We start from the raw sequence: 18804 nt of genomic DNA on the forward strand, positions 1-18804 counted from the left end.
GGCATGAACAGGAAATTGATTTTTTTAGATATTGATGGGACTCTGGTTGCGGCTATGTCGCAGCCCTCCCCTCTTGCTGCAGAAGCGGTGCAAAGGGCAAGGAAACAAGGGCATAAGGTGCTGCTGTGCACCGGAAGGAATATGCCCATTATTGGAAAAGAGATTCTGGAGATTGGATTTGACGGGGTAATTGCCAGTGCCGGAAGCCATGTGGAAGTGGAGGGAGAGGTGCTGTTTGACCGCATACTTCCCGAGAAAACCATCCAGGAGTGCCTTGACATATTCCATAGCCAGGGAATGTTTTGCAGGATTGAAAGCCCTGAGGGAATTTATACCGATCCCCAGATGGAAACCCTATTAAGGCAGGCCAGGCCGGAGGAAACCAATTCAGAGCTGATCCGCATGCAGAAGGAAATTGAACTGGGAATCCCCATTCTTCCCTATGCAAAATATCCGAAAAAAGGCGCATATAAAATATGCTTTACCAGCACAACCCCCCAAGCCATTGATAACAGCAGGAAATATTTGCAGGACAGGTTTGTATTTGCTGTGCATCCTTACCGGGAGGGGGGAAACTGCCTGAACGGGGAGATTATTCCCAAAGGCACAGATAAAAGCAGCGGAATGAAGCTGGTGTGCCGGCATTATGGGATGGGGATACAGGATACCGTGGCTTTTGGAGACAGTATGAACGATTATGAGATGATGTCCCATGCCGGCGTAAGCGTTGCAATGGGAAATGCCTGCAGAGAAATCAAAGAAATGGCGGATGTAATTTGCAGGAGTGTGCAGGAGGACGGGATTTACTACGAATTTCAGAGAATGGGATTACTGTAAATACAGCAGGGGCTCATTGTGAGTCCCTGCTGATAATATCCAGCAAAGTCAGCGCCCGGTTTGCCCAGGTATGGGATTGGGCGGCTTTCTTGTATCCGGCTGCTGCAATGCATTCCGTTTCGCCGGGATGTTCCAGGAGATAGCTCACCTTCCGGCTGATTTCCTGATAACGGTCCAGATGGAATGCGATATAATCTGTTTTGCTGCAAATGATTTCATCCAGATAGGCAGAGGAATCTGTTACCACAGTGCATCCCTGCAGCATCCCGTTGAAAATTCGGTCATGGGCGCCATTTTTAAACCAAGGCATTACATTGACAGAGATTTTTGCCTGCCCCATGGCTTTCAAACAGGCAAGGGAATCTTTCTGGCCTGTGAGAATCAGGTTTTCCTGGCGTTTGCAGCCAGCCTTTTCCCAGTCTTTTCCAATGACGGTAACCGGAATGCCCGCTTCTGCCAGACTGCAGATGATTTCTCGGCGGAACCAGGAACGCACATATAAATCAATAAAGATCATGCTGTGAAGACAGGAAAGAGTTTCTTCTCTTGTAATTTGCGGAAATTCACCAGTCAGGCGGGCGATTAATTCCTGTTCCATCGGACGGTCTGGATGGCGGATCAGTTCTTCGATAATATCAAAGTAAAAATCACGGCTTTCTTCGTCCATATGCTGAATATGGGGCGTCAGGCGGTCTGGGGGCACATAATTTCCGGCAAAAATCACATCAATGTTCCGATCTTTCATAGGAAGAGGAGCCCCGGGGAGCATCGTGCCGGCCAATGGCAGAAAATGCACTTTGCCGTATTCGGGATAATACTGGCTGACGAAGGACTGATGATCCCTGTCAATGCAAATCAGTGTCAGGTTTTTTATACCCGTCCGGAGTCTTTTGTAATAATACATGGGATGATCCACCATAATGCAGAAGACAGGAACGCCATGCTCCTCCCAGAGGGAAGTGTTTTCCGAGTGAAACTGGGATTCTCCCGATAATCCGATAAAATTAAATGTGACAAGAACAGTATGTTCGTAATCATTCAATTCCAGAAAATGTTCTCTGCTGCTTAAAGGGGCTTTCATATCCCAGAACCATGTTTTGAATCCCTGTGCCTGGAGAGCCTCTGCCATCTGCAGAGAGAAAAATTCCAGTGTCTCCACAGCGCCTCTAATAAAAATAATTCGGGTTGCTTTCATGTGATCTATCCTTTCTCAGGGCATTAAAAAGTATTTCTGGACAGTTCCTTAGGACTGCCGCAGGCGTCCAAACAGAATGCGTTCGTAAAAGTTTTTTATTTGTAAATTATAGTTCACAGGAAATGAAAGGCGCAACCGTTTTTTTGAAAAATTCTGGTTAGATTTGTCAATTATTTTAAAATGTGGTATAGTAAAAGATACATTTTATTGCGGAAATGAGGGTTTGCAATGGCGTTACAGGGATTGATTCTGTCTTTGAAGGAGATGAATGTGGCGAAGCCTGAAGATCCGGAGCGTTTTGTGATGGAAGATGGGTTGACAGAGCTGTTGGACGGTATTTATCGGTATGGCGTGCAGATTATTAATCTGGATATGTTTCAGGCTGATTCTCCCGAAAAACTGCGTATGGTATTGGAGCTGCACCAGTTGAAACCGGAGGAATGCCTGATGATTGGAGCAACAGATCAGACATTATCCCTCAGAGAGGGAAGGAAGATTGCCGCAGTGGGCTATGTAAATCCCAGGCTGCTGGGACAGAAGCTGGATGGGGCGATTATGGTAATTGAAGGCTTTGAAGAGGTGGATTTTTATTTTCTGGAACGGATGTATCAGCGGGAGCATGGATTGCCGTGGACTGTAATAGAAACAAAGCGGTGCTTCCTGCGGGAGATGACCGTGGAGGATTTGGATGGGTTGTATGAATTGTATCAGGGGGAGGGAATGACAGATTTTATCGAAGGCCTGTATGAAGATCGGAAAAAAGAGGAAGAATATACCAGAGCGTATATTCGGAATATGTATCCTTTTTATGGATTCGGCATGTGGATTGCAATTGAGCGGGCCACAGGGAGAATGATAGGCAGGGCAGGGCTGAATCTCAGGGAAATTCATGGAAAGCTCGTGCTGGAACTGGGCTATCTTATTGGAAAAGAATTTCAGAACCGGGGATTTGCCACGGAGTTATGCGAGGGAATTCTCCAGTTTGCCAGAGAAGGAACGGAGTTTGAAGAGATTCACTGTCTGATAGAAAAAGGAAACGGCATATCCGTCCATCTGGCCGAAAAGCTTGGATTTAACTGGCAGGAGGAGTTAAAAATTCAGGGAAAGAACATGCAAAGGTACATGAAATCGTTGCAATTTTAGGAAAAATTATTTATAATATAGTTCATGCAAAATTATGAATGGGAATGAATTTATGGAAGAAGAGAGCTGCGGGATGGAGAAATGCATATGGAAGATAGGAAGATGATTCAATTAAGTGAGCAGAAGGAAGCGGTTATAGTGGATGAACATATTAAGGCTACCAAAGAATTTGTAAGTCCCCAAAGTCTGTATGATGAGCTGATTGCAAGTGTGAGGCGGTATCACCCCTCTACAGATATTTCGTTGATTGAAAAAGCATATAAGATTGCAGATAAGGCACATACGGGACAGGTGCGCAAATCAGGTGAGGCGTATATCATTCATCCCCTTTGCGTTGCTATTATTCTTGCCGAACTGGAGTTGGATAAAGAGACGATTGTTGCAGGAATTCTCCATGATGTAGTGGAAGATACAGTGATGACCGAGGAAGAGATTTCTCAGGAATTCAGCGAGGAAGTTGCGCTTTTGGTAGATGGCGTCACCAAGTTGGGTCAGTTGTCCTATGATGCGGATAAAGTGGAAGTACAGGCAGAGAATCTCCGTAAAATGTTTCTGGCTATGGCCAAGGATATCAGGGTGATTCTGATTAAACTGGCGGATCGCCTGCACAATATGCGGACCCTGAAATATATGAAGCCGGAGAAGCAGAAGGAAAAGGCAAGGGAGACGATGGATATCTATGCCCCCATTGCCCAGCGTCTGGGAATTTCCAGAATTAAAATAGAATTGGATGATTTGTCTTTGAAATATTTAGAGCCGGATGCTTATTATGATCTGGTGGAGAAGATTGCCCTTCGCAAAAGCGTAAGAGAAGAGTATATTTTTAAGCTGGTGGAAGAAGTGAAGGAACATATCAGGGGTGCGGGGATTGAAGCGTCCATTGACGGCCGGGCAAAGCATTTTTTCAGCATTTATAAGAAGATGGTAAATCAGGATAAAACTCTGGATCAGATTTATGACCTGTTTGCCATCCGTATTATTGTGGATTCCGTCAAGGACTGCTATGCGGCTCTTGGAGTGATTCATGAGATGTATAAGCCTATTCCTGGGCGGTTTAAGGATTACATTGCCATGCCAAAGCCCAATATGTACCAGTCTTTGCACACCACGTTAATCGGACCCACCGGACAGCCCTTTGAAATTCAAATCCGTACCTTTGAGATGCACCGGACGGCGGAATTCGGAATTGCGGCCCATTGGAAATATAAAGAGGCTTCTAACGGCAGCAAAGTGGCGGAAAAAAGCCAGGAAGAGGAGAAGCTAAGCTGGCTGCGTCAGATTCTGGAATGGCAGAAGGATATGTCTGACAACCGGGAATTTATGAGTCTGTTAAAAAGTGATTTGGATCTGTTTTCTGAAGCGGTATTCTGCTTTACCCCTTCTGGAGATGTAAAGAATCTTCCCAACGGTTCCACACCCATTGACTTTGCCTACAGCATTCATTCCGCAGTGGGCAATCGGATGATAGGCGCTAAGGTAAACGGGAAGCTGGTAAATATTGATTATGTTATTCAGAACGGAGACCGGATTGAGGTATTGACTTCCCAGAATTCCAGAGGTCCCAGCCGGGACTGGCTGAATATTGTCAAGAGCACCCAGGCCAAGAATAAAATCAATCAGTGGTTCCGCAGTGAATTTAAGGAAGAGAATATTTCCAGAGGAAAGGAGCTGATTGTCCAGTACTGCAAGGCCAAGGCCATTAACTGGGCAGATTTGAACCAGCCCTCTTATCAGGAACGGATTATGCGCAAATATGGGTTCCGGGACTGGGAATCCGTGCTGGCGGCGGTAGGCCACGGCGGCTTAAAGGAAGGCCAGATCATCAATAAGATGCAGGAGTATTACAAGAAGGAACACAAGGCAGCCATCACAGATGAGGAAATCTTAAAGCGCATGGCCAATGATGGAATGGGAAATGCAGCCTCCTCCGGAAATAAGGAAAAGGATACTCATACTCGTTCCAGAAGCGGGATTGTGGTAAAAGGCATTGATGATGTGGCAGTGCGGTTTTCCCGGTGCTGTGCACCGGTTCCGGGAGATGAGATTGTGGGGTTTGTCACCAGGGGAAGGGGGATTTCCATTCACCGGACAGACTGCATCAATATAATCAATCTCTCTGAAATTGAACGGGCCCGCCTGCTGGATGCAGAATGGCAGGAGAGTGAAGGGGAAGCCGGCCGGTATATGGCAGAAATCAAAATATACGGAAATAACCGTACTGGACTTATCGTGGATATTACCAAGATCCTGACAGAACGCCAGATTGATATCAGCTCTATTCATTCCAACACCAGTAAACAGGGCGTGGCAACCATTACACTTGCATTCGGAACCAGGGGGAAGGAAGAATTAACCAGCCTGATTGATAGGATCCGGCAGGTGGAAAGCGTTATTGATATTGAGAGAACCAGAGGATAGGAGGGAGTATTGGGGAATGATTTGCGGAAAATTATCTTATATGGTTCTTATGCGCGTGGCGACTACTGTGAAGAATCCGATGTTGATATAATGATATTATCTGCCTTATCAGAGAATGAAAATGATGCGGTGGCTGACAGAATTTACGATAATGTTCAGATGGCATTGAAATTGGAGCTTGCTTTACGATAAATATTTAGAAAAGGGACTTTGGGAAAGTTACTTATTTTCCCAAAGTCCTTTTTTTGGCATCTTGAAAATCAGTTTCAGGGATTCAGATGGAACATCTCAATCAGGCTTTGCAGCAGTCCGGCCTGTGAGCTGAGCTGCTGGCTGGTGGCTGCGCTTTCCTGTGCAGTGGCAGAATTTGTCTGTACCACATTGGAAATCTGTATGATACGGTCCTGTATCTGGGTGACTGCCTGAGCCTGTAAACGGGCAGCGTCGGCAATCTGGTTAATCGTCATGGCTGCTTCATTGGTTCCCTCTGTGACAGAAGCTATTTGGGCAGCGGTTTCATTGGCAATTTTTGTACCGTATTGCACTGCATGGATAGAACGTTCAATCAGGCTGTTTGTGGACTGAGAGGCTTCCTCGCTTTTGCCGGCCAGCTCCCGCACTTCTTTGGCGACTACGGCAAATCCTTTTCCGGCTTCTCCGGCGCGGGCTGCTTCCACAGAGGAATTCAGGGCAAGGATATTCGTCTGCTGTGAGATATTTTCAATGGTTTTGATGATATTGCTGATTTCATTGGAACTTTCGTTAATTTCATTCATTGCAAGTATCATTTCCTGCATTTTCTCATTGCTTTCCATCAGCTGTTCATTGACAGCCTCTACCCTCCGGCTGGTATCCTCTGCGTTTTCTGCAGTCTGCTTTACCTGCTGTGCAATAGTTTTAATGGTTCCCTCCAGTTCTTCCACGGCGCTGGACTGTTCCACCGCTCCCTGGCTTAACGCCTGCGCACCGATAGACATCTGTCTGGAGCCATTGGAAACATGTTCGGTGCTTTCTGCAATCTGGGACATGGTGTGGTTTAATTTACCCAGAATGTCATCCAAAGAAGATTTAATGGAAGTAAAGTCTCCCACATAATCCTGAGTGGTTCCGGCAGTCAGGTTGCCGTCAGAGATAGATTCCAGTATGGTGGAAATTTCTCCGATATAGTTTCGCAGCCGGAGAATCGTATTTTCAAAAATATGCGCCAGAAGCCCGATCTCATCATGGGAATGGATATTGCTGGTTACGGTTCCTGTTTGTCTAAGGCCCAGGTTTCCTTCTTCCATGGTTTGCGCCAGGGCAGTGAGCCTGGAAAGGGGCTTAGAGACGGAATGGCTGATAAACAATGACATTACAACGCCACTGAAAAGAAGCAGTATCCCTCCGGCGGCACAGGCCATAAAAACTGTGCGATTAATTTGCTTCCTGACATTTGCCACAGAAATTCCGGAAAAGATTAAACCGGTAACATTCCCCTCTGTATCAGTAATCGGAACATAGGAGCACAGGTGGTCTGTACCCATGATTTCGGCCTGTCCTATGTAGGATTTTCCCTGAGTTAGGATAATATCAGCAAGATCTTCTGATAATTTCGTGCCTACCAGGCGTTCTCCATTCTGCTCAACCGTTGTGTAGGTGCGCACATCTCCTTCAAAAATAGTAAATTCACAATCCATTCGCTCTTTCAATTCATCCAAAAGTAAGGTTTTGTCCTGGGAATCATTGTGTTCCAGTTCATAGGCCAGCATATCTGTGCCGTTGATGCACCGGGCCTCCATCATGTCCATAATCAGGTTGTAAAACATAGAAATACAAAGACCCACCACGGTGATAATGCTGATGATCAGCAGGAAGATTACCAGACCGTTTACCTTGCGTCCCAGATGGCTTGTTCTTTTGCTGTTTTGATTCATCTTTCTTCACTCCAATTTATAAAGTATTACTTTCGGTATGGCAAGGAGCCATTTTTATTTTAAATAGATATGCGGCAAAATGCAAGAGTAACCTGCAAAAAAATCCGTTAATCTCATGTGTTATATAAAAACAGAAAAAAGAGTGACCCAATTTTCGTGAATATATACAAAAAAAGAAAAGAAAAATGTTAAAAAGTAACAGAAATATAAAAAACACTTGAAGTATCAAAAATGCGTGCTATAATGTAATTAGAAATTGGGCGACCCAATAATATAAAAATACAGATTAATTGTGTGAAATACGGGTGATTTTAGAAGAATAACCAATAAAAATAATAAATTGGATAATCCAATCAAGAAAGGTGGGAAGAAAATTGTTACTATTAGAATTTCTGCTTGCGATGCTGCCGATTCTCTGGCTGATCGCAGCGCTCAGCGGCCTGAAGATGGCTGGGCACAAAGCTTGTGTCATTGCATTTGTCCTTACAGCGGCATTGGCAGCAGGGTATTGGGGATTAAATGCAATGTGCATTGCGACGGCAGCCCTTGAGGGAGTTTTAAATGCTTTGTGGCCCATCTGCCTTGTGATTGTAGCGGCATTGTTTACCTATAATCTGACCTTAAAGACTGGCGCTATGGAATCCGTGAAGAAAATGCTGGCGGGAGTTTCCAGAGACAAACGTGTGCTGGCTTTGATTATCGGATGGGGATTCGGGAATTTCATGGAAGGCATGGCAGGATTCGGAACGGCCGTGGCAATTCCGGCCTCCATGCTGGCGGCAATCGGTCTTGACCCCATGAGTGCAGTGTTAGGCTGCCTGGTGGTAAATTCCACGCCTACTGCTTTCGGATCTGTAGGCGTACCTACCGTAACTCTTGCATCTGTGACTGGAACGGAGCTGGTTCCGTTGGCGGGGAGTATTGTGAATATCCAATGTATTCTGACGTTTCTTTCTCCTTTTTTGATGGTCTGCATCTGCGGGAAAGGAGTTAAGGCGTTAAAGGGCATGATAGGCACTACTCTAGTGGCGGCGGCTTCCTTTACCATTCCCTGGTTTTTTACGGCGCATTTTATTGGACCGGAGCTGCCGGATATTATCGGTTCTATCTGTTCCCTGGGATGTATGATTGCAGCGGCAAAGATTTTTAATAAGGAACCAGATCCAGAATATGCCATTGAGCTTTCCGGGGAAACAGAGGGGCAAACATCCATAGGAGCGGCAGAAGGCTTGAAAGCCTGGAGTTCTTTTCTTCTGATTTTCCTGTTCCTGATGGCTACATCTGCCTTATGTCCGCCTATACATAACGTCATTGCAGGCATTAAGAGCGCCGTTACCGTATATGCCGGGGAAGGAGGCAACGCTCTTAGCTTCAGTTGGATCAATACTCCGGGAGTTATGATATTCCTTGCGGCAATAATCGGAGGATGGATTCAGGGGGCGACTTTCCAGAACATGGGCCAGGTATTCTTAGAAACATTGAAAAAATACTGGAAAACCATACTTACCATCTGTTCTGTGATGGCAACTGCAAAAATTATGAGCTACAGCGGAATGATTTCCGATATTGCTAAATTCTTAGTGGCTGTTACCGGTTCCTTCTATCCCTTGTTTGCTCCGATGATTGGGGCGCTTGGGGCGTTTGTCACAGGCTCGGGAACTTCTACCTGCGTGCTGTTCGGCGGTCTTCAGAGTGAGACGGCGGCAGCCCTTGACTTAAATCCAACCTGGATGGCGGCGGCAAATGTAATGGGCGCCGGAATCGGCAAGATGATTTGTCCCCAGGGAATTGCCATTGGAGCAGGGGCAATCAACCAGGTAGGCTCAGAAAGTAAGATTTTAAGTAAAGTGTTCAAATATTTTCTGTTATTTGTGTTTTTGTCAGGAATTATTTGCTATGTGGGAGCCCTGTTGGGGTTTTAGGCCAGGGAAATCACAGGAATGCCTGACAGGCAGATTTGTTTTATAGAGTAGAAAATAATATAATCCGGTTCCTGAATACAGCAGGAAAATAAATTTTCAAGGAGGTAACATTATGTACAACCAATTGACGCCAGAAATCGTGGAGCAGCTGAAAACAGTCACAAGTTATGTGTTCCAGGGAGAAGACATTAACCCAGACTATGCCAAGGATGAAATGCCCATTTACGGAACTCATATGCCGGATGTGGCAGTTCAGCCCCGTTCTACTGAAGAAGTTGCGGGGATTATGAAAATCTGCTATGAGAACAATATTCCCGTTACCCCAAGAGGGGCCGGCACCGGCCTGGTGGGAGGGGCAGTGCCGTTGTATGGCGGCGTGCTCATTGACATCTCCAAAATGAATAAGATTAAATCCTATGACATGGAAAATTTTGTAGTGGAAATCGAAGCCGGCGTATTGTTAAATGATTTGGCAGAAGACTGCCAGGGCAAAGGGATGCTGTATCCGCCGGACCCAGGTGAGAAATTTGCCTGTGTAGGTGGAAATGTGGCAACCAATGCAGGAGGCATGCGCGCGGTAAAATACGGAGCGACCCGCGACTATGTAAGGGCAATGACTGTTGTGCTGCCTACCGGGGAAATTACCCGCTTAGGAGCCACCGTATCCAAGACATCTTCCGGATATTCCCTGCTGAACCTGATGATTGGCTCCGAGGGCACCCTTGGGATTATTACAGAGCTGACTTTAAAGATTATACCTGCGCCCAAGGCAGCGGCTTCTTTGATTATTCCTTTTGAAGACCTGCATTCCGCACTTGCCACGGTTCCCAAGTTTAAAATGGCCCATATGGACCCCCAGGCCATTGAGTTTATGGAACGTGAGATTGTGCTGGCGTCGGAGCGTTACATTGGCAAATCTGTATTTCCCCAGGAATTAGAGGGCACTCAAATCGGCGCATATCTTCTGGTAACCCTGGACGGAAATTCAGAGGATGAAGTAGACGCATTGGTGGAGCAGGCGGCAGAGCTGGTATTGGAAGAAGGAGCCATTGACGTATTGGTGGCAGACACTCCTGCCAAGATGAAAGACGCATGGGCTGCCCGTTCTTCTTTCCTGGAAGCGATTATGGAAGAGACAAAGCTGCTGGATGAATGCGATGTAGTAGTTCCGGTGAATAAGATTGCAGATTATCTGGAATTTGTCAACAAGACGGGAGAAGATTGCGGACTTACCATTAAATCCTTCGGCCATGCCGGAGACGGAAACCTCCATATTTACCAGTGTTCCAATGATTTGGAGGAGGAAGAGTTCAAGAAACGGGTAGATAAATTCTTTGACATCATTTATAAAGAAGCCACAGACTGCGGCGGGCTTGTTTCCGGTGAGCACGGCATTGGTTCTGGCAAAGTGAAATATCTGGTGGATTCCGTTGGAGAAACCAATATGGCTGTCATGGAAGGCATCAAACGGGTATTTGATCCCAAGATGATTTTAAATCCGGGAAAAGTTTGTTATCGTTTATAAAATTATATGAGGAGGAAGCATTATGAATATTTGTGTTTGCATGAAACAGGTACCTGATACCAATGAAATCAAGGTAGATCCTGAAACTCACACCCTAATCCGCAAAGGCGTTCCCAGCATTGTGAATCCTTTTGATACCTATGCCCAGGAAGTGGGAGTAAGACTGAAAGAGCAGATGGGCGGCAAGCTGATTGTGATTTCCATGGGGCCTGAGCAGGCCAAGGAAGCTATTAAATCCTGTCTTGCAGTAGGCGCAGACGGAGGATATCTGATTTCCAGCAGGAGCTTTGGCGGTTCCGATACTCTTGCCACCAGCTATATCCTTTCCGAGGCTATCAAAGCCATAGAGGAAAAAGAAGGATTGAAATTTGACTTAATTCTTTGTGGAAAGCAGGCCACAGATGGAGATACTGCCCAGGTAGGGCCGGAAATTGCAGAGCATCTTGATTTGCCTCAGATTACCTATGCGCTGGATATTGTGGAAAAAGATGGAGAAATTCAGGTAAAACGGGAGCATGATTCTGGCTATGATATGATTTCCACCAAGCTTCCCGCAGTGGTAACCGTTGTGAAACTGCCTTATGAGCCCCGTTATCCCACCATTAAGAGCAAAATGGCTGCCAAGAAAAAAGAAGTTCCTGTATTGACCGAAGAGGATATTCCGTCCATCAAATTGGAACTGTGCGGATTAAAAGGATCTCCCACAAGGGTGAAAAAAACCTATACGCCCGTCAGGGAAAAAACCGGCGTAAAGCTGGCAGGCATGGAACCGAAAGACGCAGCAAACGAAGTAGTGAAATTGCTGGAAGAAGCAAAACTTTTATAAGGAGGGGCTTAGCATGGGCAATCTGAATGATTATAAAAATATATGGGTGTTTATAGAGACAGAATGCGGAAAGGCAAAAAATGTCGGATATGAACTTTTACATGTGGCAAGGCCGCTGGCAGACCAGAAAGGATGTCCTCTGGTAGCAGTGGTAATTGGCAAGGATATTGAAGGCGCGGCAAAGGACGCCATCTGTTATGGCGCAGATTCTGCCATTATCGTAGACGGGCCGGAATATGAATATTACACCACAGACGCATTTACCAAAGCAATGGTAACTTTGGTGGAAAAATATAAACCGGAAACATTGATGATTGGAGCTACCAACAATGGCCGGGACATGGGACCCAGGGTGTCCTGCCGCCTGAAAACAGGACTGACGGCAGACTGCACCGGCATTGACATTGATGAAGAAACTGGAAATATTGCATGGACTCGTCCCACCTTCGGCGGCAATTTAATGGCAACTATTATGTGTCCCGAGCACCGTCCCCAGATGGGAACCGTAAGGCCTGGAGTATTCAAAAAAGGCGCTTATGAAGAAGGCCGCAGTGGAGAAATTGTAAAAGAAGAGATCCATGTGGCTCCCGAAGAAATCCGCACCACTTTGGCAGAGCGCGTCAATGAAGTTGCAGAGGCGGTAAATCTGGAAGAAGCAGAAGTGATCGTATCCGGCGGCAGGGGCGTTGGAAGCGCAGAAAACTTTAAGCTTTTGGAAGATTTGGCTGCAGAGCTGGGAGCAACGGTTGGCTGCAGCAGGGCTGTGGTAGACGCAGGCTGGATGCCTCATGCACATCAGGTAGGGCAGTCCGGCAAAACAGTGGCGCCCAAGCTTTACTTTGCCATCGGCATTTCCGGAGCAATTCAGCATCTGGCGGGCATTTCCGGATCAGATACGGTAATTGCAGTAAATAAGGACGAGGATGCGCCGATTTTTGACGTGGCGGATTACGGAATTGTAGGAAATTTAAATGAAGTGGTACCGGCGTTGACGGCAGCGTTTAAAGCACGGAAAGCGTAGAAGATGGAGGAATAGGTTATGGATTTTAAAAGAGATGAATTACATCAGGACATTCTGGACATGGTACATGATTTTGCGGTAAATGAAGTAAAGCCGTTGGCAGCAGAAATTGACAAGACAGAAGAATTCCCCATGGAAAATGTAAAGAAAATGGCGGAAATGGGCTTGCTGGGAATTCCGTTCCCGGAAGAGTACGGCGGAGCCGGCATGGATACTCTGGCCTATATCCAGACCGTAGAGGAATTGAGTAAATACTGCGGAACCACAGGGGTTATCGTGTCTGCACACACTTCCCTTTGCTGCACCCCCATTTACCAGTTCGGCACCGAAGAGCAGAAGCAGAAATATCTGCCTAAATTATGCTCCGGGGAATGGATCGGCGCATTTGCATTAACTGAGGCCAACGCTGGAACAGACGCTTCCGGCCAGAAAACTGTTGCGGTAGACAAAGGAGATCATTGGGTATTGAACGGCTCCAAGATTTTCATTACCAATGCAGGGGTGGCAGATGTGTTTTTTGTGCTGGCTATGACAGATAAATCCCAGGGCACCAAAGGAATTTCCGCATTTATCGTAGAAAAAGGCTTCCCGGGATTCTCCATCGGCAAGCTGGAAGATAAAATGGGTATCCGGGCGTCATCCACCTGTGAATTGGTTTTTGAGGACTGCATCGTTCCCAAGGAAAATCTGGTTGGGGAATTGGGCAAAGGATTTAAATATGCCATGATGACCCTGGACGGGGGCCGTGTGGGCATTGCGGCTCAGGCTCTGGGCATTGCAGAAGGCGCTATTGAAGAAACAGTTAAATATGTCCAGGAAAGAACCCAGTTTGGCCGCCGTATTTCTCAGTTCCAGAATACCCAGTTCGAGCTGGCTCAGATGCAGGCAAATACAGAAGCTGCCAAACTGCTGGTGTATCAGGCTGCCTGTGCCAAGGATGATCATGAGCCATTCTCCCATAAAGCGGCAATGGCAAAATTAGTAGCTTCCAGAAATGCCTCTGACGTAACCCGCCGCTGCCTGCAGCTCTATGGCGGATATGGCTATACCAAGGATTATCCCATTGAGCGTATGATGCGTGACGCCAAGATTACAGAAATTTATGAAGGAACATCCGAAGTGCAGATGATGGTAATTGCAGGCTGGATGGGCGTAAAATAGCATTTCCCATAGAACAGTCTTACGAAGCCTTCTGTAAGGCTTGCGAAACAGAAGGCTTTCGTAAGAGAAGAGGTGAATTTTATGGATATAAAACTTCCATTTTCCAGAGAGGGCATGATGCTGCATCTGGATGATAATTTAGATTATGAGATTCTGGAATCTTCCATTGAATCTATGCCGAAAACAGGGAAAACAGAAGATGAGATGGTGCTTGAAGCCATGGAACATCCCATCGGTTCTCCCAGACTTTCAGAACTTTCCAGGGGAAAACAGAAAGTAGTCATCATCTGTTCTGACCACACCAGGCCGGTGCCAAGCAAACATATCATTCCTTTTATGCTGAAGGAAATCCGGGAAGGAAATCCCCAGGCAGACATAACCTTATTGATTGCAACAGGATTCCACCGGGCTACCACCAGGGAAGAGTTGGTTGGCAAATTCGGGGAAGAAATTGTGGATCAGGAAAAGATTGTGATCCATGACAGCCAGAACATGGATGATATGGTTAATCTGGGAGTCCTTCCCTCTGGCGCGCCGCTGCTGATTAATAAAATAGCGGTCCAGGCAGATCTTCTGGTGAGCGAAGGATTTATTGAGACACACTTTTTCGCAGGATTTTCCGGAGGACGCAAAAGCGTCCTGCCCGGCGTATCCAGTGCGGTTACAGTTTTGGGAAACCACTGTTCCGCATTTATAGATTCTCCATACAGCCGTACCGGCATATTGGAGAATAACCCTATCCATAGAGACATGGTTGCCGCAAGTAAAATGGCAAACCAAAAGTACATTGTCAACGTGATTATTGACGCTGACAAAAACATAGTGCATGCGGTAGCCGGCGACGCACTGGAAGCTCATGCAGCCGGCTGCCGGTTCCTCCAGCAGTATTGCCAGGTAATTCCGAAGAAATCTGCGGATATTGCGATTTCCACCAACGGCGGTTATCCTTTGGATCAGAACATGTATCAATCTGTAAAAGGCATGACGGCAGCGGAAGCGGTGTCCAAAGAAAACGGCGTGATTATTATGGTATCCAACTGCGGGGATGGACATGGGGGCGAAGGTTTTTATCAGGCATTAAAAAACTGTGAAAGTCCGACATCGCTGATGGAGGAAATTTTAAAAGTTCCCCAAGATGAGACGAAACCGGATCAGTGGGAATATCAGATTCAAAGCCGGATTTTAATTCATCATAAGGTAATTTACGTGATGTGTGAACAATACCGTGCCATGGCAGAGGAGATGGGGTTTGAAACAGCCTCCGATGTGAATGAGGCATTGGCCCGGGCACTGAAGGAAAAAGGAAAAGACGCTCATATCGCAGTAATCCCAGACGGGGTATCTGTCATGGTAAAAGGCATATAAGAATACGGCCGCGGCATATCATTACAGATGCGTAATTGTTTGCCGCAAAAAGTCATGATGCAATTCTGGCAGAATTAGCATGGGCGATAGTTTGCCGAAAGGTGAATTGTCTGTACATATACATACAACAATATTTTCAGGAAAAGCAGGCTGATCGGTGATCCGGTTTGCCTGCTTTTTCTTTTCCTTGCAAATTATCCGGTCTTATACTAAAATAAACGTTGTGACGTGAGCGTGCAGAAAAGAGGATTTAGAATGGATCACTCCAGGTTAGATGGAAAGAAAACATATGAATATGTATTTGACTATTGTTCAGAAAAGATATTATCCGGGGAATTAAGGCTGAATGACAAAATCCCTACCGAACGGGAGCTTGCGGAGGAGATGGGAGTCAGCCGGAATTCTGTCCGGGAAGTTATGCATATGCTGGAAATTACGGGATTGATTGAGTGCCAGCAGGGAAGCGGCAATTACGTCAGATGCGATCCTATGGAATATATGATGAAATCAGTCAATATGGTGATGAAGCTGATGCAGATTGATTATGTTGAAATTTTTCACATTCGGATTGGTTATGAATATGCCGCAATCCGGCTGGCGATTGAGGTGGCGGAGCAGGAAGAATTAGAAGAGATGAAGGAGATCCTGCTTAAAATGGATCAGCCCATGAGTTCTAAGGAAAGTGCAAAGCTGGATGTGGAATTTCACCACAAGCTGGTAAGCGCGTCCCATAACCGCATGTTGATTTTGTATAATTCCATGCTGGACAATTTAATGGATCAGTTTATAGAGAATTTCCGTACCAAAATTCTGATGAATAAGATGCGTGCGGAAATGCTGAGGCGCTCCCACTGGGCAATCTATCACGCCCTGATAAACAAGGATTTGGAAATGGCAATCCGGGCGTTTGATAAGCATTTCCGCGTGGTGGGAGATCAGCTGGACAAGTTAATGAAGAACAGGAAGGAGCAGTCAGAAAATGAAGATTGAACAGTATTGTGTGGGGCAGGTGGCGACAAATTGCTATTTTGCCGTCAATGGGGAGACAAAGGAAATGGTAATCGTAGATCCAGGCGATTCAGCGCAGATGCTGGCAGAGAAGATCCGGCAGCAGGGATTAAAGCCTAAGGCAGTGCTTTTGACCCACGGACATTTCGATCACGCTATGGCGGCAGGAAAGCTGGCGGAGATGTTTGGAATTAAAATTTACGCCCATGAAGCAGAGAAAGAAACTTTGGAGAATCCTCACAAAAATGTGTCCACCATGATTGGAAAAAGTGAAGCTTACCATGCGGATGTATTTGCAAAAGACGGGGAAGTCTTAAATCTGGCAGGAATGGAGCTGAAGGTATTGCATACGCCTGGACATACCGAAGGGGGATGCTGCTATTATCTGGAGAAAGAAAAGGTTCTGTTCAGTGGAGACACTTTGTTTTGCCAGTCGGTGGGAAGGACGGATTTCCCAGGAGGAAGCATGTCGGGAATTGTGCGGTCTATCAGGGAAAAGCTTCTGGCGCTGCCGGATGATGTGAGCGTGTATCCGGGGCATATGGATATCACCACCATTGGCAGGGAACGCGCCAGTAATCCTTTTTTATAGAAAATATTTTTAGATAAAAGGGGCTTTAGGAATAAAACGTTCTTATAGCGAATATTGATCCAGAAGATAGGGCGGGGAAAACAAGAGATGATAACGGTTTTGTTAAATGAAGCGAATTTTGAATATGATATTCATTCTTTGGTGAAGGCTTTTTATCCGAGAGAAGAAGTAAAAGTCTTTGCAGATCGGGAAAAAATTCTCAAGCTGGAGCAGGAATGTGCGCCGTTGTTTCGGCTGGAAGTGCGTTACCAGAAGCAGGAGCCTGGAAGCATTGATCTGCTTGTGTGCCTTCCGGCAAAAGCGGAGGCAGATTCTGCCCGGAATTCTTCGGTGGGAGATGGATTTTTCCCGGAAATGAAGCAAGTGACAGGAACGGATTTTTCAGATCGGAAAGAAACGAAGAACCGACTGAAGCAGACGCTGTATCGGATGCTGTCTGAATACTCTGGACAGATTCTTCCCTGGGGAACTCTGACAGGCATCCGCCCCACGAAGATTCCCATGTCCATGCTGGAGCAGGGAAAAGAAGAGGCGGAAATCAAAAACTATATGGCAGACGCTTATTTTGCGTCGGAACAGAAAATAAGCCTGAGCATAGAAATTGCAAAACGGGAACTGGAGCTTCTAAGCCGGATTGACTGTCAGGGAGGCTGCAGTCTTTATGTAGGCATTCCTTTTTGCCCCAGTATTTGTTCTTATTGTTCCTTTTCTTCTTTTCCAATTGGAATCTGGAAAGAACAGGCGGACGCTTATCTGGATGCGTTGGAGCAGGAAATTGATTTTGCAGCCTCCGCCTGCAGCGGGAACAGGCTAAACACGGTTTATATCGGCGGCGGCACCCCTACCACCTTATCTCCCCGGCAGATGGATCGCTTGCTGACAAAAATTAAAAGTGCATTTCATCTTTCGGATATCTTGGAATATACCGTGGAAGCGGGAAGGCCGGACAGTATTACCAGAGAGAAGCTGAAAGTGCTGCGCGATCATGGAATTTCAAGAATATCCATTAATCCCCAGACCATGAATCAGAAGACGCTGGATCTGATTGGCCGTAAGCATACGCCAGAACAAACGGTGGAAAGCTTTTGGCTGGCGAGAGAATTGGGCTTTGATAATATCAATATGGATCTAATTGTGGGGCTGCCAGGAGAAACCGTTGAGGATGTCAGAACTACCATGGAGCAGATTCAGGAAATGTTGCCGGATAATTTGACCGTTCACTCTCTTGCGTTGAAGCGGGCGGCAAGGCTTAAGATGTTTCCAGAGGATTATCAGGGCATGCAGATGACAAACAGTTGGGAAATCATTGATTTAACAGCCAGGTACGCGAAAAAGATGGAGATGGAGCCCTATTATCTTTACCGACAGAAAAATATGGCGGGGAATTTTGAAAATGTGGGATATGCCAGGCCTGGGAAGGCTGGACTTTATAATATTTTGATGATGGAGGAAAAGCAGACCATAGTCGCCTGCGGAGCCGGGAGCATATCAAAGCGGGTGTACCCGGACGGACGTATTGAGCGAAGCGAGAATGTGAAAGATGTTTCCCAATATATCGAGAGAATCGGGGAAATGATTGAGCGCAAAAAGAATCTTTTATGTGATTGCTGATTGGATTTCTAAAAGGAAAATCATTGAGTAGTTGGCATGATTGGGTAGTAAAAAAATCCCAAAGTGCAACGTCAGTGCAACAAATTTCTGTTGAATAATATGTAATAATACTTCATATTACATTTTTCACTCGATGTGCAACAAATAATTTAGTGGTGTCAGTAACACCACCCAAAGGACATTTCAAATAACAGTGAAATGTCCTTTTTTGGCTTTATAGGAAATTGCGATTTTTGAGGAGAGAAAAAGAACAAGAGTTTACCGAAC

General features: G+C 46.0%; 15 protein-coding genes. 13 read left to right on the plus strand and 2 right to left on the minus strand.

Annotated elements, in window-relative coordinates; all coding sequences use genetic code 11:
- The first annotated feature begins 3 nt into the window (after positions 1–3).
- A complete protein-coding gene (locus E5329_RS19710; protein ID WP_135991074.1) occupies positions 4–837 on the plus strand; it encodes an HAD family hydrolase in 834 nt (277 codons plus the stop codon).
- Positions 838–850: 13 nt separating this feature from the next.
- Here E5329_RS19710 and E5329_RS19715 read toward each other — a convergent pair whose 3' ends face one another.
- Positions 851–1756, minus strand: coding sequence for a glycosyltransferase (locus tag E5329_RS19715; RefSeq protein ID WP_408634679.1), 906 nt, complete (start codon positions 1754–1756; stop codon positions 851–853).
- A gap of 504 nt (positions 1757–2260) precedes the next feature.
- Here E5329_RS19715 and E5329_RS19720 point away from each other — a divergent pair.
- The 3 genes from E5329_RS19720 to E5329_RS19730 all read left to right on the plus strand — a co-directional run bounded on the left by E5329_RS19720 (position 2261) and on the right by E5329_RS19730 (position 5785).
- Positions 2261–3175, plus strand: a complete 915-nt coding sequence (locus E5329_RS19720; RefSeq protein ID WP_135991076.1) for a GNAT family N-acetyltransferase — start codon at positions 2261–2263, stop codon at positions 3173–3175.
- An 87-nt stretch (positions 3176–3262) separates the two neighbouring features.
- Entirely contained in the window at positions 3263–5593 is a 2331-nt protein-coding gene (locus E5329_RS19725) for a RelA/SpoT family protein (protein WP_135991077.1), read from the plus strand.
- Between the two features lie 9 nt (positions 5594–5602).
- Positions 5603–5785, plus strand: coding sequence for a nucleotidyltransferase domain-containing protein (locus tag E5329_RS19730; protein ID WP_135991078.1), 183 nt, complete (start codon positions 5603–5605; stop codon positions 5783–5785).
- Positions 5786–5859: 74 nt separating this feature from the next.
- On the opposite strand, the gene E5329_RS19735 is transcribed toward E5329_RS19730, so the two are convergent.
- Entirely contained in the window at positions 5860–7506 is a 1647-nt protein-coding gene (locus tag E5329_RS19735) for a methyl-accepting chemotaxis protein (RefSeq protein WP_135991079.1), read from the minus strand.
- A gap of 374 nt (positions 7507–7880) precedes the next feature.
- Between E5329_RS19735 and E5329_RS19740 the strand changes: the two genes are divergently transcribed.
- From E5329_RS19740 to hemZ, 9 genes are all read left to right on the plus strand, one after another.
- A complete protein-coding gene (locus tag E5329_RS19740; RefSeq protein WP_135991080.1) occupies positions 7881–9428 on the plus strand; it encodes an L-lactate permease in 1548 nt (515 codons plus the stop codon).
- Between the two features lie 112 nt (positions 9429–9540).
- Complete coding sequence (locus tag E5329_RS19745; protein ID WP_135991081.1) at positions 9541–10953, plus strand: FAD-binding oxidoreductase; 1413 nt, start codon at positions 9541–9543, stop codon at positions 10951–10953.
- A gap of 22 nt (positions 10954–10975) precedes the next feature.
- Entirely contained in the window at positions 10976–11779 is an 804-nt protein-coding gene (locus tag E5329_RS19750; RefSeq protein WP_135991082.1) for an electron transfer flavoprotein subunit beta/FixA family protein, read from the plus strand.
- A gap of 13 nt (positions 11780–11792) precedes the next feature.
- Positions 11793–12800: an electron transfer flavoprotein subunit alpha/FixB family protein gene (locus tag E5329_RS19755; RefSeq protein ID WP_135991083.1), complete on the plus strand. Its 1008-nt coding sequence runs from the start codon at positions 11793–11795 to the stop codon at positions 12798–12800.
- Between the two features lie 18 nt (positions 12801–12818).
- Entirely contained in the window at positions 12819–13961 is a 1143-nt protein-coding gene (locus E5329_RS19760; protein WP_135991084.1) for an acyl-CoA dehydrogenase, read from the plus strand.
- A gap of 81 nt (positions 13962–14042) precedes the next feature.
- The gene (gene larA / locus E5329_RS19765; protein ID WP_135991085.1) at positions 14043–15326 is read left to right on the plus strand and encodes a nickel-dependent lactate racemase; all 1284 of its coding nucleotides are present in this window, start codon (positions 14043–14045) and stop codon (positions 15324–15326) included.
- Positions 15327–15581: 255 nt separating this feature from the next.
- Complete coding sequence (locus E5329_RS19770; RefSeq protein ID WP_135991086.1) at positions 15582–16316, plus strand: FadR/GntR family transcriptional regulator; 735 nt, start codon at positions 15582–15584, stop codon at positions 16314–16316.
- Positions 16306–16926, plus strand: a complete 621-nt coding sequence (locus tag E5329_RS19775) for an MBL fold metallo-hydrolase (RefSeq protein ID WP_135991087.1) — start codon at positions 16306–16308, stop codon at positions 16924–16926. The genes E5329_RS19770 and E5329_RS19775 overlap by 11 nt, the downstream gene beginning before the upstream one ends.
- Before the next feature lie 87 nt (positions 16927–17013).
- A complete protein-coding gene (gene hemZ, locus E5329_RS19780) occupies positions 17014–18537 on the plus strand; it encodes a coproporphyrinogen dehydrogenase HemZ (RefSeq protein ID WP_135991088.1) in 1524 nt (507 codons plus the stop codon).
- The last annotated feature ends 267 nt before the right edge of the window (positions 18538–18804 follow it).

The sequence above is a fragment of the Petralouisia muris genome, assembly GCF_004793545.1.
Taxonomy (GTDB): Bacteria; Bacillota; Clostridia; order Lachnospirales; family Lachnospiraceae; genus Petralouisia; species Petralouisia muris.

Excerpts from the sequence above, each read along its gene's own strand:
- E5329_RS19710 (WP_135991074.1), top strand. The coding sequence starts at position 4 with ATGAACAGGAAATTGATTTTTTTAGATATTGATGGGACTCTGGTTGCG.
- E5329_RS19715 (WP_408634679.1), bottom strand. The coding sequence starts at position 1,756 with ATGGTGGATCATCCCATGTATTATTACAAAAGACTCCGGACGGGTATA.
- E5329_RS19720 (WP_135991076.1), top strand. The coding sequence starts at position 2,261 with ATGGCGTTACAGGGATTGATTCTGTCTTTGAAGGAGATGAATGTGGCG.
- E5329_RS19725 (WP_135991077.1), top strand. The coding sequence starts at position 3,263 with ATGGAAGATAGGAAGATGATTCAATTAAGTGAGCAGAAGGAAGCGGTT.
- E5329_RS19735 (WP_135991079.1), bottom strand. The coding sequence starts at position 7,506 with ATGAATCAAAACAGCAAAAGAACAAGCCATCTGGGACGCAAGGTAAAC.
- E5329_RS19745 (WP_135991081.1), top strand. The coding sequence starts at position 9,541 with ATGTACAACCAATTGACGCCAGAAATCGTGGAGCAGCTGAAAACAGTC.
- E5329_RS19750 (WP_135991082.1), top strand. The coding sequence starts at position 10,976 with ATGAATATTTGTGTTTGCATGAAACAGGTACCTGATACCAATGAAATC.
- E5329_RS19755 (WP_135991083.1), top strand. The coding sequence starts at position 11,793 with ATGGGCAATCTGAATGATTATAAAAATATATGGGTGTTTATAGAGACA.
- E5329_RS19760 (WP_135991084.1), top strand. The coding sequence starts at position 12,819 with ATGGATTTTAAAAGAGATGAATTACATCAGGACATTCTGGACATGGTA.
- larA (WP_135991085.1), top strand. The coding sequence starts at position 14,043 with ATGGATATAAAACTTCCATTTTCCAGAGAGGGCATGATGCTGCATCTG.
- E5329_RS19770 (WP_135991086.1), top strand. The coding sequence starts at position 15,582 with ATGGATCACTCCAGGTTAGATGGAAAGAAAACATATGAATATGTATTT.
- E5329_RS19775 (WP_135991087.1), top strand. The coding sequence starts at position 16,306 with ATGAAGATTGAACAGTATTGTGTGGGGCAGGTGGCGACAAATTGCTAT.
- hemZ (WP_135991088.1), top strand. The coding sequence starts at position 17,014 with ATGATAACGGTTTTGTTAAATGAAGCGAATTTTGAATATGATATTCAT.